This is a genomic window from Arthrobacter sp. BG5 (assembly GCF_056680155.1).
Genome location: NZ_CM155268.1, coordinates 435827 through 456576, shown reverse-complemented (window position 1 = coordinate 456576; position 20750 = coordinate 435827). Strand labels below are relative to the sequence as shown.

21 protein-coding genes and 1 riboswitch are annotated in these 20750 nt (G+C 68.4%); of the genes, 14 read left to right on the top strand and 7 right to left on the bottom strand.

Features of this window, described 5'->3' with window-relative positions:
• Positions 1 to 141: 141 nt before the first annotated feature.
• Positions 142 to 507 carry a thioredoxin gene (trxA, locus tag AC1MBE_RS02035; protein WP_479780499.1) on the bottom strand — a complete coding sequence of 122 codons (366 nt, stop codon included), beginning with the start codon at positions 505 to 507 and terminating at the stop codon, positions 142 to 144.
• 152 nt (positions 508 to 659) lie between these two features.
• Between trxA and AC1MBE_RS02030 the strand changes: the two genes are divergently transcribed.
• The 7 genes from AC1MBE_RS02030 (at position 660) to AC1MBE_RS02000 (ending at position 4398) form a co-directional block, all read left to right on the top strand.
• Entirely contained in the window at positions 660 to 974 is a 315-nt protein-coding gene (locus AC1MBE_RS02030) for a rhodanese-like domain-containing protein (protein ID WP_479780497.1), read from the top strand.
• Positions 975 to 976: 2 nt separating this feature from the next.
• On the top strand, positions 977 to 1303 hold the full coding sequence (locus AC1MBE_RS02025; RefSeq protein WP_479780496.1) for a metal-sensitive transcriptional regulator: 327 nt from the start codon (positions 977 to 979) through the stop codon (positions 1301 to 1303).
• A 158-nt stretch (positions 1304 to 1461) separates the two neighbouring features.
• Positions 1462 to 1764, top strand: coding sequence for a rhodanese-like domain-containing protein (locus AC1MBE_RS02020; RefSeq protein ID WP_479780494.1), 303 nt, complete (start codon positions 1462 to 1464; stop codon positions 1762 to 1764).
• 157 nt (positions 1765 to 1921) lie between these two features.
• Positions 1922 to 2530: a rhodanese-like domain-containing protein gene (locus AC1MBE_RS02015; RefSeq protein WP_346960871.1), complete on the top strand. Its 609-nt coding sequence runs from the start codon at positions 1922 to 1924 to the stop codon at positions 2528 to 2530.
• Positions 2527 to 3291, top strand: a complete 765-nt coding sequence (locus tag AC1MBE_RS02010; RefSeq protein WP_479780492.1) for a sulfite exporter TauE/SafE family protein — start codon at positions 2527 to 2529, stop codon at positions 3289 to 3291. The genes AC1MBE_RS02015 and AC1MBE_RS02010 overlap by 4 nt, the downstream gene beginning before the upstream one ends.
• 127 nt (positions 3292 to 3418) lie before the next feature.
• Positions 3419 to 3826 (top strand): DUF7793 family protein, encoded by a 408-nt coding sequence (locus AC1MBE_RS02005; RefSeq protein WP_479780490.1) that lies wholly within the window; start codon positions 3419 to 3421, stop codon positions 3824 to 3826.
• A gap of 125 nt (positions 3827 to 3951) precedes the next feature.
• Entirely contained in the window at positions 3952 to 4398 is a 447-nt protein-coding gene (locus AC1MBE_RS02000) for a universal stress protein (protein ID WP_479780488.1), read from the top strand.
• 157 nt (positions 4399 to 4555) lie between these two features.
• Here AC1MBE_RS02000 and AC1MBE_RS01995 read toward each other — a convergent pair whose 3' ends face one another.
• A complete protein-coding gene (locus tag AC1MBE_RS01995; RefSeq protein ID WP_479780486.1) occupies positions 4556 to 5977 on the bottom strand; it encodes an MBL fold metallo-hydrolase in 1422 nt (473 codons plus the stop codon).
• Positions 5978 to 6496: 519 nt separating this feature from the next.
• Here AC1MBE_RS01995 and AC1MBE_RS01990 point away from each other — a divergent pair.
• Positions 6497 to 9970 carry a choice-of-anchor D domain-containing protein gene (locus tag AC1MBE_RS01990; protein ID WP_479780484.1) on the top strand — a complete coding sequence of 1158 codons (3474 nt, stop codon included), beginning with the start codon at positions 6497 to 6499 and terminating at the stop codon, positions 9968 to 9970.
• Between the two features lie 99 nt (positions 9971 to 10069).
• The gene (locus AC1MBE_RS01985; RefSeq protein WP_479780482.1) at positions 10070 to 10750 is read left to right on the top strand and encodes a DNA alkylation repair protein; all 681 of its coding nucleotides are present in this window, start codon (positions 10070 to 10072) and stop codon (positions 10748 to 10750) included.
• Here the strand turns inward: AC1MBE_RS01985 and AC1MBE_RS01980 are convergent.
• Positions 10747 to 11001 (bottom strand): hypothetical protein, encoded by a 255-nt coding sequence (locus tag AC1MBE_RS01980; RefSeq protein ID WP_479780480.1) that lies wholly within the window; start codon positions 10999 to 11001, stop codon positions 10747 to 10749. The genes AC1MBE_RS01985 and AC1MBE_RS01980 overlap by 4 nt on opposite strands.
• A gap of 173 nt (positions 11002 to 11174) precedes the next feature.
• Positions 11175 to 11367, top strand: a riboswitch (cyclic di-AMP (ydaO/yuaA leader).
• Between the two features lie 4 nt (positions 11368 to 11371).
• Between AC1MBE_RS01980 and AC1MBE_RS01975 the strand changes: the two genes are divergently transcribed.
• The gene (locus AC1MBE_RS01975; RefSeq protein ID WP_479780478.1) at positions 11372 to 12148 is read left to right on the top strand and encodes an NlpC/P60 family protein; all 777 of its coding nucleotides are present in this window, start codon (positions 11372 to 11374) and stop codon (positions 12146 to 12148) included.
• Positions 12149 to 12274: 126 nt separating this feature from the next.
• Here the strand turns inward: AC1MBE_RS01975 and AC1MBE_RS01970 are convergent, their stop codons facing one another.
• A complete protein-coding gene (locus tag AC1MBE_RS01970; protein WP_479780476.1) occupies positions 12275 to 12832 on the bottom strand; it encodes a dihydrofolate reductase family protein in 558 nt (185 codons plus the stop codon).
• A 246-nt stretch (positions 12833 to 13078) separates the two neighbouring features.
• On the opposite strand from AC1MBE_RS01970, the gene AC1MBE_RS01965 reads away from it, so the two are divergent.
• Positions 13079 to 13276 (top strand): helix-turn-helix transcriptional regulator, encoded by a 198-nt coding sequence (locus tag AC1MBE_RS01965; protein ID WP_479780474.1) that lies wholly within the window; start codon positions 13079 to 13081, stop codon positions 13274 to 13276.
• Complete coding sequence (locus AC1MBE_RS01960) at positions 13276 to 14469, top strand: type II toxin-antitoxin system HipA family toxin (RefSeq protein ID WP_479780472.1); 1194 nt, start codon at positions 13276 to 13278, stop codon at positions 14467 to 14469. Before AC1MBE_RS01965 ends, AC1MBE_RS01960 begins: the two co-directional genes overlap by 1 nt.
• A 38-nt stretch (positions 14470 to 14507) precedes the next feature.
• On the opposite strand, the gene AC1MBE_RS01955 is transcribed toward AC1MBE_RS01960, so the two are convergent.
• Entirely contained in the window at positions 14508 to 14885 is a 378-nt protein-coding gene (locus AC1MBE_RS01955) for a cupin domain-containing protein (protein WP_346960731.1), read from the bottom strand.
• An 85-nt stretch (positions 14886 to 14970) separates the two neighbouring features.
• A complete protein-coding gene (locus AC1MBE_RS01950; RefSeq protein WP_479780469.1) occupies positions 14971 to 16437 on the bottom strand; it encodes a DUF5129 domain-containing protein in 1467 nt (488 codons plus the stop codon).
• Positions 16438 to 16549: 112 nt separating this feature from the next.
• On the opposite strand from AC1MBE_RS01950, the gene AC1MBE_RS01945 reads away from it, so the two are divergent.
• Both AC1MBE_RS01945 and AC1MBE_RS01940 read left to right on the top strand, forming a co-directional pair.
• Positions 16550 to 17104, top strand: a complete 555-nt coding sequence (locus AC1MBE_RS01945; RefSeq protein WP_479780467.1) for an LpqB family beta-propeller domain-containing protein — start codon at positions 16550 to 16552, stop codon at positions 17102 to 17104.
• On the top strand, positions 17101 to 18837 hold the full coding sequence (locus AC1MBE_RS01940) for a DUF5671 domain-containing protein (RefSeq protein WP_479780465.1): 1737 nt from the start codon (positions 17101 to 17103) through the stop codon (positions 18835 to 18837). Before AC1MBE_RS01945 ends, AC1MBE_RS01940 begins: the two co-directional genes overlap by 4 nt.
• Positions 18838 to 18993: 156 nt before the next feature.
• Here the strand turns inward: AC1MBE_RS01940 and AC1MBE_RS01935 are convergent, their stop codons facing one another.
• Complete coding sequence (locus tag AC1MBE_RS01935; RefSeq protein WP_479780463.1) at positions 18994 to 20688, bottom strand: SulP family inorganic anion transporter; 1695 nt, start codon at positions 20686 to 20688, stop codon at positions 18994 to 18996.
• Between the last annotated feature and the right edge of the window lie 62 nt (positions 20689 to 20750).

The following is a 20750-nucleotide window of genomic DNA, read 5'->3' as shown; positions in this document are numbered from 1 at the left end:
GACGGACTCGACGTGCTCGCCGCAGCCGGCCCAGGTGATCTTTCCACAGCTATTGCAACGAACGGAACTGCACATTGTTTTCTCCTTTGGTGGGTACTGCTGGTCGGGTACTGCTGGTACTGCCGGGGTGGTCTCTGACGGTCAGGACGCGGGGGCGGCGGCCATCTTGGCCCGCACGTCTTCCATGTCCAGGCCCTTGACGGCGGTGATGAGTTCATCGAGTCCGCTGGCGTTCATGGCGCCGGGCTGGGAGAAGACGAGGATACCCTCGCGGAAAGCCATCAGGGTAGGGATCGAGGTGATGCGTGCCGCCGCGGAGAGCCCGGGCTCGGCTTCCGTATCCACCTTCGCGAAGACTACGTCGGGGTGGGCCTCGGATGCCTTGCTGAACGTGGGGGCAAACATGCGGCAGGGACCGCACCAGGCTGCCCAGAAGTCCACCAGCACGATGTCGTTACCGGAAATGGTGTCGTTGAAGGTCTTTTCAGAAACGTCGATGGTTGCCATGCATTGAATGTATACCCCCGGGGGTATTTCGTGCAAGCGTGCGCCGCCGGGCGTGCCGGCGTGGGACCGGGCTTGCGAAATACCCCCGGGGGTATCATGATGGAAGGGTCAAGTTCCCGCCCGGGTTCCCGGCAGCCTGAAAGGAAAGCAGTATGAAAAGCATTTCTGTTGACGACCTGGCGTCACTCGTGCCCGGCGTTCCCATCATCGACGTGCGGGAAGCCGAGGAGTATGCCGAGGCCAGCGTTCCCGGCACGAAGAACCTCCCGCTCTCGGCGCTGCCGCAGACCCTTGGCGATGTTCCGATCGGCCGCACCGTTTACGTCATGTGCGCCTCCGGCGGACGCAGCGTCCGGGCCGCCGCCTTCCTGGCGGAGCAGGGCTACGACGCCGTCAACGTCATGGGCGGCATCACGGAGTGGTACCGCAACGGCCTTCCGGTCACCTACAGCGGCGGGGGCAACTGAGCATGTCGTCAACCATCAGCCTGCCCGGGGTCAAGCCGGGCCCCGACGCCGCGATGCGCCGCACCATCAACCGGCTCAAGCGCGCCCAGGGCCAACTCGGCGCGCTGATCGCCGCCGTCGAATCCGGATCCGACTGCCGGAGTGTCGTCACGCAGCTTTCGGCTGTCCGCGGCGCCTTGGATAAGGCCGGTTTCGAGCTGATCTCCTCCGCCATGCGCGAGTGCATCGCCGAGGTTCCGGAGGGCATGGAAGGTGCGGCTGCCGATGACGCCGCCGGACAGAAGCTCACCCTGGAAGAAATCCGGGGCCTCTTCCTGCGCCTGACCTGACGGCCCGTGGCCTGCGCGGCGCCCCGGGCCGCTGGACGCTCCGGGGCGTCCCCGGCACATCACTGCCGATTTTGAACCCTAATACCCCTGGGGGTATATTAGTAGTGGCTGGATCGGCCACATGGCCCTACCGAACGCCTCCCGAAAGGTGCACACCCATGGACATTACCGCCCAGCAGCTCAACGAACAGCTCAAGAACGGCAGCAACGCCCAGCTCGTGGACGTTCGCGAATCCGCCGAGGTCGCCGACGGCATGATCGCGGGCGCGCGGCACATCCCGCTGGGCGAACTGCCCGCACGGTTGGACGAACTGGACAAGACCCGTCCCGTCGTCGCCATCTGCCGCAGCGGCCGCCGCAGCGCGGCCGCCGCCGACCAGCTCGCCGCCGCCGGCTTCACCTCCTACACGATGACCGGCGGAATGCTCGACTGGTCCGCCGCCGGGCTTCCCGCCGGCTGACACTCCCATAAACTGCCCGGGCGGCGCCTCCCCCCACTGTGCCGCCCGGGCCTCCACCTGTCCTGATTGCGCCCTGACGGGCTCCGGGCCGGTGGACGGCGGCCTCCCGCATCCGCGTGCTGCCGCCAGATCTGCCCAAGCTATACCGAAAGAGACTATGACTACCTCAAACAAGACCACTACGGTCGAGTCCGCACCCCAGTCCATTGATGCCTCCACCCTGAAAGCCTGGGAGGACAACCACGATGACCTGATGGTGATTGACGTACGCAGCGGTGCCGAGTTTGATTCAATGCACATCAAGGGCTCGTACCACGTCCCGCTCTCTATGTTGAGCGAGCACACCGAGGAATTTGCCGCCAAGATGGGCACCCGCGTTGTCCTGGTGTGCCAGTCCGGGAACCGGGCCGAGCAGGCCCGGAAGCACCTGGACGCAGTCGGCCTGGGCAGCGCGAGCGTGCTGGCCGGCGGCGTTCCCGCCTATGCCGCCGCCGGCGGCAACGTGGTGAAGGGCCGCAACACCTGGGCCCTGGAACGCCAGGTCCGCATGACGGCCGGATCCCTGGTGCTGGCCGGCGTCGTCGGAAGCAAGCTGCTCTCGCCGAAACTGGGTCTGCTTGCCGGCGGCATCGGAGCCGGCCTGACCTTCTCCGCCGCGACGAACAGCTGCGCCATGGGCCAGATGCTCTCCAAGATGCCGTGGAACCGTTCCGCCAACGAGCCCACCGCCCACCAGGCGCTGCAGAACCTGGGCTCCAAGGCATGATCCTCACCGCGGCGGCGTTCGGGCTGATCGTCGGCGGCCTGCTGGGCCTGGTTGGAGGCGGCGGGTCCATTCTCGCCGTCCCCGCCCTCGTCTATGGGGTGGGGCTCCCGCTGGCTGCGGCGATCCCGACGTCGCTGGTCGTTGTCGGTGCCTCGTCCGCCGTCGCGGTGCTGCCCCGCCTGCGGGGTGGAGTGAACTGGCGGCTGGCCCTCATCATCGGCGCCGCCGGCACGGCAACCGCCTACCTGGGCGCGTACGTGAACCGGCTGCTCGACCCGAAGGTGCTGCTGCTGGCGTTTGCCGCCATTATGGTCTTCGCAGGCATCCGGATGATGCTTCCGTCCAAGGCATCCGGCGGGTCCTGCGCCCTGCCCGGCGGCGGCGTCAACTGGCACAGCTGCCTGCCCAAGGCCATTGCGACCGGCGCCGTCGTGGGCTTCCTGACCGGACTCCTCGGCGTCGGCGGCGGCTTCCTGATCGTCCCGGCCCTGACCCTGGTCCTGGGCCTGCCGATGGCGGTGACCGTCGGTACCTCGCTGGTCATCATCGTGATCAACTCGATTGCCGGCTTCGCAGCGCACCTCGGTGACCTGCAGATCGACTGGGCCGTGACGGCAGCGTTCGCGGGAGCAGCCATGGTTGCCTCCCTGATCGCGGGGCGGCTTGGAACCAGGATCCCGGACAAGGTGCTCAAACGCGGTTTCGGCGTCCTGGTCCTGCTGGTCGCCGCCTATGTGACGGTGCAGGCACTGCTCTCCTAAGCAGAGGGCGGCCGGAGTGGAAAAGCACGGACTAAAGCGCCGGAGGACATGTCCTCCGGCGCTTTTCCGTGGCCCCGGTCCGGTCGCATCGGCCGGGGAGGGTATCTTGGGGACCAAGGGGGAGAGCATGGAAGAGATCCTGATCGCAGGCGGGAAAGGGCGGCTCGGACTGTACGGGCCCTACTTTCACCTGGCCTGGACACCGGGGGCGCAGGTGGACGCCGGAGATGCTGCCGCGTCCATTGAAGCGATGCGGGCCCTCAGCGGCGGCACAGAGCTGCCGCTGCTGGTGGACATCGCCGGCGTGACCATGAGCGCGGCGGCGAGGGGTGCGTACGAACGCGCCGAAGCCGTGTCCGCGGTGGCCCTGCTGGGCTCCAGTGTGGTGGACACCGTCGTAGCGGCGGCGCTGGGACGCCACGACTTTTGTCCGCACGCGTATTTCACCTCACGCACAGAGGCCCTGGCGTGGCTGGAGGGCTTCCAGGCTCCGGAGTTGGCCGTGGGGGAGGAGCCGGGCGTGCGCCACGCGTAACCCGGCTACGCAGGGCGCCATAGCTTCGGCCACGGTACAAGGACCCTTGATTGCCTCGGTCGCCGGGAGGATGGTGGGGCTTGCGGCACGACGTTGTGCCCGGAAGACCCAGGTACGGAGGCGCGGTGGCAGCCGCAGCAACGTTTCGAATCGTCGTCGGAGTGGACGGGTCGGACTCCTCGATCGCAGCCCTTGACTGGGCCCTTGAGGAGGCGCGCCTACGGTCCGGCCAGGTCCACATTGTGAGCGCCTGGCATTATCCGGTCATCGGTGACGCAGCCGGCCGGGGGCCGGACCGCGACGCCTTCGGCGAGCACGCGCGGCAGGCACACACAGCCGCGCTGCGGCACGCGGCCGGTTCCGGCGTCGACGCCACCGGCGAGGTGACTGAAGGCCATCCTGCGGACGTGCTGCTCCGGGCCGCCGCCGGTGCCAATCTCCTTGTGGTTGGATCGCGCGGGCATGGCGGCTTCACCGGAATGCTGCTTGGCTCGGTATCAAACCATGCCGTCCACCACGCCCCGTGCCCGGTGCTGGTCGTCCGCACGGATGCGGGTCCGGCCCAAGGCTGAAAAACGTGGCCGGTCCACAGAGGCTGACCACCGTGCAGGCTGTTTTTGGACACAGCTGTGGCGGCGGGCCGGGAGTGTTTCCCGGCCCGCCGCCACGTGTTGATGCTGCGGTTAGTGCGTTAGTGCGGTTATTGCGTTGTGTCCGCGGCTGTTGGTGTTAGCTGGCCGGGACGGTTTCCTTGGCCTGCTGGGCGGTCTGCTGCTGTGCGGTCCAGGCGGCGTAGCTGCCGTCGAGTTCGACGACGTCGTAGCCGGCGCGGCGCAGGGCGCTGGCCGCGACGGAGTTCCGGACGCCGCTTTGGCAGTAGGACACGATGGTGCCTTCGGCGGGGAGTTCGTCCAGGTGCCACATGACGCGACCGCCGCTGAGCTGGTAGGAACCGGGGATGTGGCCGGCGGAGTGCTCGGTGCGGTTGCGGACGTCCAGGACCATCGCGGCGTCGAAGCCGTCGAGTTCCTCGGGCTGGATCAGCTTCGGCACGGAGACCGGCAGGCCTTCCAGGCCGGTGACGTAGCCGGCGACCTTGTCGATGCCGACGCGGACGAGGTGGTCCCACATTTCCTGCGCGGCGGCCTGGTCCGGGGCCAGGAGCACCAGCGGGTTGGTGTCGGTTTCCGGGTTCACGACCCAGGCGCCGAAGCTCGCGGTGGATTTGCCGGCCGGGACGTTCACCGAGCCGGCGACGGTGCCTTCGTGGACCTCGTTGTTCGGGCGGGTGTCCACGAAGATGACCTTGTCCGCGGCGAGGTCGGCGGCGACGTCGGCGCTGGCGAGTTCGGCCAGCGGGGCGCGTTCGCCCATCACGGCCGGGCCTTCCCGGTTTTCACGCTTCATCCGGGCGAAGTAGGCGTGCGCGTCGGGCTGGCCGTCGAGGAGTTCATCGATGAAGCCCTGCTCGTCGTTCGCGGCCAGGTACGGGCCCCACCAGGCGTAGAGGCGTTCGTAGCCGACCGTGGAGGACGGGATCGCGCCCAGGGCCTTGCCGCAGGCGCTCCCGGCGCCGTGGCCGGGGTGGACCTGGACGTGGTCCGGCAGGGTCAGGAACTTATCGCGCAGGCTCGCGAAGAGCTGCTTCGCGCCGGCGAAACGGGTATCAACCCCGCCGGCGGCCTCGTCCAGCAGGTCCGGCCGGCCCAGGTCGCCGGAGAAGACGAAGTCGCCCGAGAGCAGGTAGCCCGGGGCGTCGGCGAACGCGCCGTCGGTGATCAAGAAGGACAGGTGTTCCGGGGTGTGCCCGGGGGTGTGGAGGGCCTTGACCGTGATGTTGCCCAGGGTGATCTCATCGTTGTCGTTCAGCCGCCCGGCGTCGAACCCGTACTGCCAGTCCGCTCCGCCCTCGCCCGAGACATACGCGGCAGCGCCGGTCGCGGCGGCCAGTTCCCGGGTCCCGGACAGGAAGTCCGCGTGGATGTGCGTCTCGGTCACCGCGACGATCTTCATCCCGTTCGCGGCAGCAAGATCCCGGTACACGGCAATATCACGCCGGGGATCAACCACCAGGGCCTCACCCTTGGCCTGGCAACCAATGAAATAGCTCGCCTGGGCAAGGTCTTCGTCGTAAATGCGCTCAATAAGCATTCGGGGAACTCCTTCTTGCGGTGGACGGGGAAGGGATTCCTTCCTCCTCTGCACTCAACAATAATACCCCCGGGGGTATCTTGCAACCGGTGTCGGGCGCAGTCCAGGCCGGACGCAAAGGGTGCGGAACCTTGGATTGCCCGGCCCCGCGGGAGCGCGATGCGACGGCCGGGCTGCTCCGGCCAAGCAAGTAGTCATCCTGCCCGGCCCAAGTAGCACCCAAGTAGAACCGCGGAGAAAGCGGGCACCCCCGCCCAAAAGTCGGGTAGGCCCCACTCGCGCGCTGGTCCTGAAGCGCTTCTAGGCTCCTCAGTACTGGGGCGGGAACGTCAGCTTTAAGGTCAGAAATGGGTCTCAACCATGCGCGAAAAAGCAGAAACTCGGGTTTTGTCCGGCCATTTTCCGCGGCGTCGCCATGGGCTGACAGCAGGGTCGCCGTACCGCCGGCCAAATCGGGCGGCAGGAAGCGCCGGCGCTGACTCCCGGCGGGGCCCGTGGGTTCAACGCGCGGGCGCTGCCGTGCTCTCGACGGCGCTCACCTTCGCCGGCCTGTCCCTGGGCGGTGTCGCCGGAGCCGACGTCGGGACGATCGCCCACGATGTGTTCCGGACCGGGTGGGACAACAATGAGACTGCTCTTACGCCGTCCTCGGTCGCATCGTCGAATTTCGGCAAACTCTTCGCCACCGCGGTCGACGGGCAGGTCTACGCCCAGCCGCTCGTGGTGGGCGGCACCGTGATCGCCGCGACGGAGAACAACAATGTGTACGGGTTGAACGGCTCCACCGGCGCGGTGAATTGGCGGCGCAACCTCGGACCGGCCTGGCCGGCGTCGACGGTCAGCTGCGGTGACCTCACGCCCAACATCGGCATCACCTCCACACCGGTCTTCGACCCGGCAACCAACAGCGTCTTCCTGCTCGCGAAGAAAAACGACGGAACGAGCGCCCGGCTGCCGCATTGGTACATGCACTCACTGGACCGGGTCACGGGCGCCGAACGGCCCGGATTCCCCGTCATGATCAGCGGGGCACCGACGAACGATCCGACGCGCCCCTTCAACGCGATGACCGCCATGCAGCGCCCGGGGCTGCTGCTGATGAACGGCGTCGTGTACGCGGGCTTCGCCAGCCATTGCGACTGGGCCCCCTTCGTCGGCTACGTCGTCGGCGTGTCCACCGCGGGCCGGCAGACCACCATGTGGGCCACTGAATCCGGTAACAGCAGCGCCGAGGGCGGGATCTGGCAGTCCGGCGGAGGCCTGGTCTCGGACGGGCCCGGGCAAATCCTGTTTGCCACCGGGAACGGGATCTCGCCCAAACCCGGACCGGGCAAGACCCCGCCTGCCACCCTCGCCGAGTCGGTGGTTCGGGTCACGGTCGGAGCCGACGGAAACCTCAAGGCCACTGACTTCTTCAGCCCCGCCAACAACGCCAAGCTGGACCAGAATGACGCCGACCTGGGTTCCGGCGCACCCATCGCCATCCCCAACGGCTACGGGACGACGGCGCATCCGCGCCTGCTGGTCCAGGCCGGCAAGGACGGGCGGGTGTACCTGATGGACCGGGACAACCTCGGCGGCATGGGGCAGGGACCCGGCGGCGGGGACGCCGTCCTGGACGAAGCCGGCCCGTACAGCGGAGTCTGGGGGAGGCCCGCGTTCCTGGGGACCACCAACGGCGGGTACATCTACACCGTCGAGAACAAGGGCTACCTCCGCGCACACAAGCTGCTGCCCACCAGCACCGGAGGCGTGCAGCTCGCTTCCGTGGGGACGTCCGTCGGCACCTTCGGGTACACCTCCGGTGCTCCCTCGGTGACCTCCAACGGCACGAACGCGTCCTCGGCGCTTGTCTGGGTGGTGTATTCCACCGGGCCCACCGGTGTCGGCGCTGAGCTGCGTGCCTACCGGGCAATTCCGGACAGCAGCGGGAAGCTCCAGCAGGTGTTCACCGCGCCGCTGGGTACCGCGTCCAAGTTCTCGTCGGTGGCCACTGATAACGGCCGGGTCTACGTGGGAACCAGGGACGGGCACGTGCTCGGCTTCGGCGCGCCGACCACCTCCGCCGTCGGGGCGACGAACACCGACCTGGGCACAGCCGCGGTCGGCGCGACGGGCAAGGGCACCGTGACGATCATCGCGACCAGGGCCGTGACCATCAGCGCCGTCACCAGCGCTGCACCGTTCGGGATCGGAACGCTCACCCTGCCGCGTTCGCTGGCCAAAGGTGCAAGCATGAGCGTGCCCGTGACCTTTTCGCCCACCGCGCCGGGCCAGATCGACGGTGCGCTGACCGTGAAGACAGCCGACGGCGAGACGGACCTCCTCGGCATCCACGGCGTGGGCACCAAGGACGGCTTGGGAGCGACGCCGGCCACGATCGTCTTCACCGACGTCCCCACCCAGACCAGCAGCCGCCAGACGGTCAACGTCGTCAACACCGGCACAACCGTCGTCACGGTCACCGGCGTCACGCTGCCGGCAAACGCGTCGCTCAAGGCCGACCCGACGACGGTGCCGGCCGTGGGACAGAAGATCCAGCCCCTCACCTCGGTACCGGTGTCCCTTACCTTCAGCCCGACGACGGCGAGCCCGGTCACCGATAAACTGCTCGTCTCCAGTGACCGCGGGTCCCTGACCGTGCCGGTCACGGCGACGGCAGTTTCGGGCGCGGCGCACCTGCAGCTGCCCCCATCGCTGGACTTTGGCGACGTCGCGGTGGGCGCGGCGGCCACGTGGGACTTCACGATCACGAACACGGGCAACATCCCCATGACGATTACCAAGGCCAAGGCGCCGCAGGGCGTGTTCTCAACCACCGCCCCAATCTCGGAAGGACTGGTGATCCCGCCAGGCGAATCCGCGCATCAGAGCGTGACATTCAAGCCGACGGCGGCCGGACAGGCCGGAACCGCGGACACCTACTATTTGCTCACCGCGGACGACGGCCAAGGCGCACAGAAAGTGATGCTCACCGGAAAGGGCGTCGACGATCCCATCGCCCTCAAGGCTTACCAGACCAATGCGGGCGACCCGCGGTCGGTCCTTGGCAGGTCGCTCACTCTGGAGTACCCGGTGGGGGGAGGGAAGTGTCAGGACTACACCAAAGGTGTGATCTGCTGGTCGCCGTCCACCGGGGCCCATTGGGTCGCAGGTGCCATCTACGCCCGCTACAAAGCCGCCGGCGGCGCTGCCGGTGTTTTGGGGTTCCCCACCACGGATCAGTTGACCACCCCGGACAAGGTGGGACGATACGGCCACTTCGCCGGATCCGGCGGGGCATCGATTTACTGGTCGCCGACGACCGGTGCGCACTTCGTTATGGGTGCGATCCGGGCCAAGTGGTCGTCCCTGGGCAGGGAGAGGGGGGTGCTGGGGTACCCCGTTGCCGACGATTTGAGTACCCCGGATGGGGTGGGGCGGTACAACCACTTCTCCGCTTCCGGCGGGGCGTCGATTTATTGGTCGCCGAAGACCGGCGCGCACTTTGTTATGGGTGCGATCCGGGCCAAGTGGTCGTCCCTGGGCAGGGAGAGAGGGGTGCTGGGGTACCCCATTGCCGACGATTTGAGTACCCCTGATGGCGTGGGGCGGTACAACCACTTCTCCGCTTCCGGCGGGGCGTCGATTTATTGGTCGCCGAAGACCGGCGCGCACTTTGTTATGGGTGCGATCCGGGCCAAGTGGTCGTCCCTGGGCAGGGAGAGAGGGGTGCTGGGGTACCCCATTGCCGACGATTTGAGTACCCCTGATGGCGTGGGGCGGTACAACCACTTCTCCGCTTCCGGCGGGGCGTCGATTTATTGGTCGCCGAAGACCGGCGCCCACTTCGTTCGGGGAGCGATCCGGGCCAAGTGGTCGTCCCTGGGCAGGGAGAGGGGACGGCTGGGCTATCCGGTTACGGACGAATACTCAGTTGCCGTGGGCCGGGCCTCGAACTTCCAACGCGGGAAGTTGACCTGGATATCTGCCACGCGGCTGGTGACCGGCTAACGGCGGCCCAGAGGGGACGGGGCGTGGTGCGGGACGCCGGATGCCTGGCAGGAGGTCCCCGGCTCGGCGCGAGCGGCTGGCGCAGGTCAAAATGGAGCAATGAGCGAGGCCTGTGACTTCATCGACGCGGCGCTGCAGCGTGAAAGTTCCTGGCAGCGGGCCGACGAGGCCCAGGCCCGTTGCGGTCCGGAGCTGGGGAGCTACGGCGCCTCCGTCGGTGCGGTCCGCGGCACCGTCCGGGATGCGCTCCGCCGCTACCGGCACCTGGGCCGCGACGGTATCACCGCGCTGAGCTCGGAATTGTGGGCGGTGCCCGTCTTCGAGCGCCGGCTCGCCGCCGTCGTCCTGCTGCAGTCGTCCCTGGCACTGCTGGACAACTCGGACCTGACCCGCGTCGAGGGCTTCCTGCGCACGGCGCGCCTGCGCGAGCTGGCCGATCCGCTGGCGATCGACGTCGTGGGGCCGCTTGTTGCGCGGCTGGACGGTCAACCCCGTGACCGCGCAGAGGCCGTGATGCGCCGCTGGCTCCAGGATCCGGACGAATGGCTGCGGCGGGCTGCTGTGCTGGCCCCGTTGCGGGGGCTGCGGGCCGGAGACGGCGACTGGGACCGCTTTGTCCGGCTCGCCGGGACTTCCCTGGCGCACCGTTCCGGCGGCGCGAAGGGCAGCTCCGGCAGCAGCCCGGACGGCGACAGCGGACTGGTCCGGGAAGCGTTGTCACGCTTGCTCGCCGAGGCGGGCCCCGACGTCGTCAACCAAGTGCCGGGCAGCCTTCCCTAAGGCTCCGACCTGCGTTCCACCACGGCGTACGCCTTGCCATCGAGGAACTGCCAGTCGGTCACCACCATAAAACCGAGCGCGTCCACCCGGTCGTTTAGGACGTGGATGTCGAAACCGCCGTCGCGCGGTTCGGCGTCCCACGTCGCCACGTGGATTTCCTTCCCCTCGAGAACCAGCAGCTCCGTGTTGACATCGAAATCCTCCTGCGGCTGATCGCTCAACTGGCAGATGGCGACACAGTGGCTGTTCATGGTGGGGCCTCCGGTGGGATCGCTGGATGCCTTCATCCTATGCGTGGCGGCCAGCAGGACCCTAGGGATTTTTCGCCGCCGACAGCAGGCCCCCGTTATCTGAATGTGACATTCCTGCCGGCTGCCGTTACGGTGGATAGGTGCCTGTTTGTATCCGATACGGGCGCTCCCGAGCCGATTTGCCTAACTCTGCCGCGGCCCGGGATCCGAATGCAACCATCTGGCAGAGACGGGGAAACCACATTTGACCTGCACTTTCCGCAGGTCTTGGGGTGAAGCCGCGCAGCGCCCGCTTTGACGGGCCCGCGGCCGGGTGCCTCCCATCCGAATCCGACAGCTCACCTCGCAGGCATTGGGAGAGGCTACAACCATGACTTCAAGCATTACTTCTGCGCGCCATCGGTCCGACGCAACCGCCGGACGGAGCTCAGCATTTTCGGTCAAGTCGAGCACCATCGGCCGCCAGGCCGCGGTTCTTTTTGCCGCCTCCGGCCTGGTCCTCACGAGCGGCATGGCAGCCAACGCCGCCGTTGCACCGGTCGAGCGCGACTCCGCTCCGGCGTCGTCGGTCGACGTTGGCAGCAAGGTATCGACGCCCGTCACCGCTGATTCCGCCGTTCAGATCAGCTTTGACCGCCCGGCAGTCGCCACCACCCCGGCGCCCGTGATCGAGCAGCCCAAGCCCGTCGCCGCACCGGCAGTTGCCGCCGCGCCGGCCGTCGCCGCGGCGCCCGCCGCAGCGCAGCCCGTCGTTGCACAGGCTCCGGCAGCCCCCACCATCACCGTCCAGGCGAAGTCGGCCGCGGCGCCTGCCCCGGCAGCCGGCGGAGTCAACGCAGCGATGCTTTCGGCCGCCTACAGCCAGATCGGCATCACGCAGGACTGCACCGCAATGGTCGAAAAGGCCCTCGGCGCTGCCGGCATCCGCGTGGGCGACCTCGGTCCCCAGCAGTTCATGAACTACGGCAAGGTTGTGGGCACCCCGCAGCCCGGCGACATGGTCGTCCAGTCCGGCCACGTTGCCATCTACGCGGGCGGTGGCCAGGTCATCAGCGGCGGCATGAACGGCAGCAACCAGACGATCAAGCACCCGCTGTCCTGGCTGACGGCCACCGGCGGCGTGACCTTCGTCCGCGCCGGCGCCTAACACCCGCCTCAGCGCCTCTTCCGAAAGCCGGCGACCGGCTGCCACCGTGGCAGCCGGCCGCCGGCTTTTGCATGCCTGCGATGCACCCCGGCCGCTGCACCCTGGCCGGTGTTACGAAGCCGCACCTCAGTGGGTGTAACGCAGCAGGACCACGCCGTTGCCGAACGCCCGGGTTCCCGCGAGCGTGAGCCGGGTCCTGTCATCCGCAGCCTTGAACAGCGGCTTGCCGTGTCCGATCAGGACGGGGTGGATGTAGATCCAGTACTCGTCGATCAGCCCGAGCCGGCGGAAGGCGTCGGCCAGGTCGGCCCCGCCCAGTGCCAGGTCGCCGCCGGGCTGCGCCTTCAGGGCCAGTACTTCCTCAGCGACGACGTCGTGTACCACCGTAGTGTTCCAGTCGGCCCGCTCCAGTGTCCTGGAATAGACGACTTTCGGCATGTCCCGCCAGATTTTGGCAAATTCCACCATGGCCGGCGTGCTGGACGGATCCTGGTCTGCCGTCGGCCAGAAGCCGGCCATAAGTTCGTAGGTGACACGGCCGTCCAGGAAGGCCCCCATGGAGGCCAGTTGCTCGTTGAAGTGGCTGTGCAGTTCTTCGTCCACCCGGTGCCAGTCAATCTCCCCGTCCGGGCCCTCGATGAAGCCGTCGAGGGAAACCTGCAGGGCCAGGATGATCTTCCGCATGGCCAGAGCGTTCGCCGGGCGGTCTGCCGCGGATAGGCCTCCCGTGGCCCGAGGGGGTAGGGCGCAGGGCGTCACCGGCAACATCCTGCCGTTCAGGCCTAATATGTCGGCAGCTGTGCTTTGAATGGGCGCCTCTCGGCAGGATCTTGCCGAATCATGGCCAGTGTTGCATCATTGGGGGAGCCCGCAGCCGAACCGGCAACATGATGCCGGGTGCTGGAGTGGCGAAAGCCGAAAGGAGCGAAGATGGGCGACGTGGCGGCGATCGCGGAGGGAATCCGCCGGGCCCGGAAAGACGCCGGACTGACCCAGGAGCAACTGGCGCAACTGGCCGGCACGTCCGAGCGCACCGTCCGCGCCCTCGAAACCGGAACCGGCAACCCCTCGCTGCAGTCCGTCGTGGCGGTAGCGAACGTGCTGGGCCTGAAACTCGCGGTCGGCTGATGCCCGCCGAACTCCAGGACCTGAGGTTCGTCCGCGCGGCCGACGTCTACAAGAACGGTCACCTGGCCGGCCACCTCGAACGGACCGGCGCCGGGGGAGTGCGGTTCTCCTACCGGCCCGACTATCTCGCCGGCGGGCACCCCGCCGTCGCCATTTCCCTGCCGCCGTCGGACGCGGCAGTGGAAGCGTCCGCCGGGGCACTGCCCGCCTTCTTCGCCGGCCTCCTTCCCGAAGGCCACCGGCTCACCGTGCTGAAGAGTGCCACCAAAACCAGTTTCGACGACGAACTTACCCTGCTCCTGGCCGTCGGAGCCGACGTCCCCGGGGACGTCCAGGTTGTTCCGGCCGGCCAGCCCCCGGCCGAACCCGCGGCCCTGGCGGACACCTCACGGCCCGAGGAACTGGACTTCTCACTCCTCGCCAACACCGTCGACCTGCACGGCATCCCGGGGGTCCAGCGGAAAACCAGCGCCTCGATGCTGACCACGCCGCTGGCCTTGCGCGGGCACCGCTACCTGCTCAAGCTTGATCCACCGGAACATCCGCACCTGGTGGAAAACGAGGCTGCCCACCTGAAAGGTGCGAAGGCGTTGAAGATCCCCGTCGCGAAGAGCTCCGTCATCGCCGACCGGAACGGCCTGCCCGGACTCCTGGTCGAACGCTTCGACCGGGTCAAAACGCCCGACGGCGCCTGGCGCCGGCTGCCGCTCGAAGACGGCACGCAGGTGCTGGGCCTTCCGCCGGCCTCCAAGTACGGGGTGGGCTCCGAGGAGGTGGCTGCTGCCCTGGCCGGGATGTGCAAGGCTCCCGTGGTCGCCAGCCGCAACCTGTACCTGCAGTTCGTGTTCGCGTGGCTGACCGGAAACGGCGACCTCCACGCCAAGAACCTCGCCATCCTCGGCGGTCCTGCCGGATTCGTGATGGCCCCGGTCTATGACGTTCCGTGCACCCTGCTCTACGGCGACGCGACTCTGGCCCTGCCCGTCGCCGGCAAGACCAGGAACCTCAAGGCCCGGCACTGGGCGGAGTTCGCGGACACCCTCGGGCTGCCGGAGCGGGCCGCGGAAAGCGCGAACCGGACCGCGCTGGCGGCGGCCGCGGCGATCGACCTCGAAAAGCTGCCGTTCGCAGGCTCGCCGCTGCGCGGGGCACAACGGGAATTGCGGTTCAGGCGCCAGGAACTGGGCGCCTGAACGTCGCCGTCTCCTTGCATTTACGCCCTGGCGGCCGGCTATTCCGGGGCCTTGGCGAAGGAAGCCGCACTAAGGAATTCGACCCCGACGAAAGGCTCTCCGCCTTCCACCCAGGCGTCGTGGCCCGGCGGGATGGTGTACGAATCGCCGGCGGCAATATCGATGCGGCCGCCGTCGGTGGTTTCCACGGTCAGCTTGCCGGACACGCAGAATCCGACGTGGTTGTTCTGGCACGAATCCGTCTGCACCACGGGTTTGATGCAGTCGGACCAGCGCCACCCCGGTTCGAAGCTGAACCGGCCGATTGTGTAGTCGCCGACGGACACGATGTCGATCTCGCTCTTGTCCGGACGGCGCTTCTCATCCGGTGTGTTGTGGGACTTCACCTGCAGCTGGGTAACAAGGTTGGTGGCCATTGCACTCCCTCTTTTCGATCAGGGAATTTAACTGCTTACGCGGATAAGACTCCTCGCATGGTGCGCGGTTGTCGATACACATTTCCTAGAAGCTGGACGAGCTGCCGGAGCCGGAAAAGCTGCCGCCGCTGCCGCCGTATCCCGTCGTGCTACCGCCCCGGGCGGTGCTGACGCTTCCGACGCCGCTGGTGAAACCGGTGTTGAACGTGGGGACGGAGAAAAAGTAGTAGGAGGGATAAACCGTGCCGAGGATGCTGGGTTCGTAGCTGCGCCGCTGCTTCTTTCCTGCCCCTGCCTGGGCGTCCTCCATCCCCTTGCGCATGAGCTTGGCTTCGCGCTCGTTGCGGGCGTAGCCGGCGATCACAGTGTCCGCGTGGCTCTTGAGCAGCTCGGAGAGTTCGGTCCGGGCGTCGCGCAGCCGGTCCAGGGCGGTTTCCGGGCTGATGCTGCCCTCGGACAGTTCAGCAGTCCAGCGTTCGATGTCCCGCTGGCTGCGGTCCCGGAAGGCCCGCAGCGACGCCGCTGTCGCGGAACCGCCTTCGCCGTGGCTCTTTCCGAGCATGCCTTCGATGCCGGCCAGGTCGTTGCGGAAGGGCGCGAGCTGCCGGTCCCAGGCCGTTGCCCAAATGGACCCGCGGTTCAGCAGCGCATTCGTGTCCGAGATGACATCGTCGAGGGCATCGAGCTCGGCGGCGGCGTCGGCGTACTGCCGGGCCAGCGCCAGGCTGGCCCGGCGGCCCAGCTGGCGCCGCGTCAAGGCATGCACCTGGTTTGAGAGCTCCGTCGCGGCGTTGTAGCGGCTTAGGAAAGTCCGGTGCTTTTCCAATACCGTGCTGCCGTAGCGCGAGGACTCCGGGATGGTGCCGGCATTGAGTTCGGTCACCTGCAGGTCCATGCTCACGTTGGCGTAGTTTGCGTCCCCGCGGGCGATCTCCCGGCGGGCGCCGACCCGGGTCCGCCAGCGCACGAGCAGCCAGGCGCCCACACCGGCCACAGCGGCCCCTGCGGCGCTCCAGGCCGTGACGAGGAACGCGGTGGAGCGGTACCACGGCTGGTTGATCAGCTCGGCGCCGCGCCGGATGCCGGCAATCGTCCCGTCCGTCCACTGGGCGTCGCGCAGCAGTTCCTTGGCGGCGTCCTGGATGTCGGCGCGCTGTTCGAGGGACACCTTCCGGTCCTCGCCCATGTACGTTCCGACGTGCCGGCCTAGCGGGTCCAGCGCAAAGATGAAGAGGCCGTCCGCCCACTTCTGCCCGTCCTGGCTGATCCAGTCCGGGTGCTCCGCCCGGGCGAAGCGCAGTACCTCTTCATTGAGGTTGTCGGCCGCGCTGCCGTTATACGTATAGACCGCCACCCTGGTGGGCTGGTAGAAATCGATTTTTTCGACGGCGGGCAGCAGGGTATTGCGGTCCAGGACCCCGGCCCGGTCCTCCACGACGACGGCGGCAGGCGGGACGGCGAGCGCGGCCGGCGCGCCGGCCAGCAGGATGCCTGCCAGGCCGAGCAACAGCAGCAGGGTGCCCGCCAGTTTCCGGCCGATGATTGTGCGCATGATGCCTATCGTCTGAGAGTAACGTTTGCTGCCAGCGTGCAAGACGCACGGAACCGCTGAAAGGGCCTAAAGACACCATGACGGCCCGGTGGGCCCCGTCCATACTGACGGCATGAGCCAACCGCCGAACGACCCCGGACCGCCGGCAGCGGCACACGACGGCCCGGCGGCTGGCCAGGGGGCAGAACCTGCCCTGGCGGCAGAGCCGGGCCCCGGACGGCGGCGGCCGGACCGGGTCCTGCTGGGCATCGTGGCGGCGATCGCGGTGCTGGTGGTCGTGGCGCTGGGCGTGGTGTTCCTCCGCGGCGAACCGCAACCCCTGGATGAGTCCTCCCCGGCCGGAGTGGTGCAGCGCTACAGCAGGGCCTTCATCGACTCGGACACCGCCGCGGCGGAGGCCTACCTCGCCGAAAACGCCCGCTCCCGGTGCGCCAACTACTACGGCAACCCCGAGGCCAGCCGGGTGGTTCTGATCTCCACGACCGAGCGGGACGATACCGCCACGGTGCGGATCTCCATAGTGCACGCTGCTCCGGACGGACCGTTCGGACCCGCCGAATACAGTGAAGAGGCCGTCATCGGGCTCGTGAAGAGCGACGGCAGATGGCTGATCAACGAGCTGCCGTACAACCTGCAGACGTGCAGCGGCGGGGTGTTGAAAAAGTGAGCGATACCGCAGTGCACGCCGGCCCGGTGACGGGGTCCGCCCAGGCGAAGGTCCGGCGCCTGGTTGTCTTCGTCTTGCTTTTCGCGCTGGTGATGATCGCCGCCAACGGCCTCAGCGGGCTGGTGGAGCGGCTTTTGCGCGCCGGTCAAGTGCTCGCCGGCGAGGGCATCGCGGGACTGGCACTGTCGTTGGCGTTCACCCTGATCGGCGGCCCGCTCGCGGCACTGCTCTGGTGGCTTGTCTGGCGCCGGCTGGACGAGCCCGCCGAACGCGCGGCCCCGTCCTGGGGCCTTTACGTCGCTGCGGTCTATACGTATTCCCTCGTCATGGCCGTTACTGCCCTGCTGGCCGTTGCCGCCTCGTTCGTCGGCCGGGGAGATCCGGCGGAATGGCGGTCGCCGCTGGCCGTCGGGCTGGTCTGGGCGCTGGTCTGGATCTGGCACCGCTGGATGTGGCGCCACCCGGTGCGGGGCCCGCTCGAGCTCGCGAACGTTCCGGCCGTGATCGGCACCTACTTCGGGCTGGGCCTTGGCGTGGGCGCCGCGGTCACGGCGCTGGGGGGCCTGCTCGACATCGCCATCCGCGGTTCCCAGGAGCTCACCTCGGCCCTCGATCCGTGGTGGCAGTCAACAGTGCGGGACCTGATTTGGGCCGCCGGGGGAGCCCTGGTCTGGTGGTGGCACTGGTTCCACGGCGGTGCCAGCAGGCTGCGGGGCGGGTTCGCAGACGTGGGGTTGATCGTCGTCGGGGTGCTGGCGGCCGGCTTGCTGGCCCTGGGCGGGGCCGGCACGGTCCTGTTTGTGCTGCTAAGGCTGGCTTTTGACCGGCAGGACCCGTTGACCGAACTGCTCGCACCGCTGGGTGCCGCCGTGGCCGCAGCCGCCGTCGGCTCGCTGGTCTGGCGCTACTACCGCACGGCCGCGGTGGGCCGTTCCGAACGGACCCGGCAGGCAGGCGTGCTGGTGACGTCGGGCGTGGCGCTGGCAGCGGCCGCCAGCGGCGTCGGCGTGATCCTGAATGCGGCGCTGTCCATAGCGGTGTCGCCGCTGGCCGGCGGGAACGCCCGGACCCTGCTGCTCGGCGGCATCAGTTCCCTCGCCGTGGGCGGCTGCGTCTGGTGGCTGGCGTGGCGGCCGGCACGGCAGCACCGGCAGGAGGCCGCAGTCCCGGCGGGGCGGCGCGTCTACCTCATCGCGGTCTTTGGCCTCAGCGCCGTGGTGGCCCTGTTGGCGCTGCTGGTGATCGGCTACCGGTTGTTCGAGTTCTTCCTGGGCGACGTGACGGGGGGCAGCCTGGTGGACCGGATCCGCGCGCCGCTCGGCCTGCTGGTGGCCACGGGCCTGGCCGCCGGGTACCACTTTGCCGTCTGGCGGCAGGACCGGTCCCGGCAACCTGCCGTCATCGGCCGTAAACGCACGATCGGGCACGTGATCCTGGTGGCCGGCTCCGACCCGGAACCGCTGCGCCGGAGAATCGAGGATCTTACCGGCGCCGGGGTCACCGTCTGGAGCCGGGCCGACGTCGGCCTGCCCGTGTCGGTAGGCAGCGTGCCCGCTGCCGCTGCCGCTGCCGGTGCCGCTGCCGGTGTCGTGCCCGCCGGTACCGGCGCCGGGGTGTCCGGGCTGGATCCTGCGGGCCGCTTGGCCGATGCCCTGTCCGGCGTGGCCGGCAAACGCGTCCTCGTCATCACCGGACCGGGCGACAGCGTGGAGGTCATTCCACTCCGCGGCTGAGCCTTCCCCTAACTCCGTGGCCTCCGTTCTCGAACGTGGCGAGCCCACCGTCATTGCCAACGCAAGGGGTGGCCGCACCACGCCATCGAGATGACAGCTCGCGCCGGTGTTTCCAGCAAACATTGGCGCGAACTGTCATCTCGGCACACACTTTAGTCAGGGCAGGCCGAACTCCCTGCGGTAGGAGCGCACGGCGTTGTGCACGGTGGGAAAGAAGTGGTCCGGGCCGAACCGGCTACTGACGCCGAAGCGGATCAGCCGGTCCTTGATGGGCCCCTTCATCTCGGCGAAGACCAGGCTGATGCCTTCCCGGGAGAGCTCGTCATCGAGTTCCACGAGGTCATCGAGGGCCGTGGTGTCGAGGTCGGTAATGGCCTCCGAGGCCACCACCACCCAGCGCACCGGGACGGGGGCCCGCGCCACAAGCGTGCGGATGTGCTCGGCAAACACCGCTCCGTTGGCGAAGAACAGCGGGGCGTCGAAACGGGCAATGACGAGGCCCGGCACCCGGTGGCCTTCCGGGTGACGGTTGAGGTCGTGGTACCCGGGCATGTCGTCGACGCTGGCCAGTTCCGTGCGGTACGGATCCCAGGCGCGCAGGACGAAGGCGATCAGGGACAGGGCGATCGCGACCACCACGCCCTCCAGGACGCCGACGAAGGCGACGCCGAGAAACGTTGCGAGGAGCAACGCGGCTTCGGTCCGGCTCATTCGGATGAGCCGGAGGAGCGTGCGGACGTCAACGATCGAGACCGCGGCAACAATGACGACGGCCGCCAGGGTGCTGGAGGGCAGGAACGCCGTGACCCCGGGCGCGACGAGCATGAACAGCACCACCATGGCAGCCGCGATCACGCCGCTGAGGGGGCTCCGCGCCCCGGCTTCGAGTGCGATCGGGGTGCGGGAAGTGCTGCCGGATACCGGAAAACCGCCGAACAGTCCGCAGGCCGCGTTGGCGAAGCCGAGCGCACCCATTTCCTGGTCTCCCGCGACGTGGGCGCCGCGCCGGCGCGCGAGGCTGGTCGAGAGCACCGAGGTGTCCGCGAAGGCGATCAACGCGATGCCGGCCGCCGGGCCCAGCAGGGCCAGGATTTCCTCCGGCCGGACGCTGCCCAGGGCGGCCGCCGGGGGTCCGGCCGGGAGCGCGCCCACCACCGGAACGGCCGCGCTCAGCCCGGCCGCCGCGGTGGCGGCCATGGACGCCAGCACGGCCAGCAGCACGCCGGGCACTTTCCACGGCAGGGCCCGGCAGCCGAGAATGACCGCGATGGTGCCGGCGCCGAACAGCAGTGCCGCCGGATTCGCGGTGCCCTGGAGCAGTGACTGCACTGCTCCGGCGAGGCTGCCGGCGAGGGATCCGGCGTCGGCCGGAATGCCAAGCAGCTTGGGCAACTGGCTGGCGATCACCACCAGGGCGATGCCGTTCAGATAGCCGACCCGGATGGGCTTGGACAGCAGGCCGGTGACAAAACCGAGTTTGAGGAACCGGCCAACAATCAACATCGCGCCCATGAGCAGGGACAGCACCCCGGCCAGGGCCATGGCGTGCCCGGGATTCCCGGCAGCCAGGGGCACGATCGCCGCCGCGATCATCGGCGCCAGGGACGAGTCCGGGCCGACGATCAACACCCGTGACGGGCCGAAGACGGCGTACACCAGCAGGGGGATGACCGAAGCGTACAGGCCGGTGACGGCCGGCAGCCCGGAGGCTTCGGCGTAGGCCATGCCGGCCGGGATCAGGGCGGCGCTCAGGGCAGCCCCCGCAGCCAGGTCGGACTTCAGCCAGGAACGCCGGTAGCCAAGGACAATCTTGATCCCGGGCGGGATGCTTCCGATCCATCGGCGGCGCACGGGGCCCCGCTCAGTTCCGGGTTGCCGACGGGCTGGCGGGTTCCATGCTCGATTCTACGTCT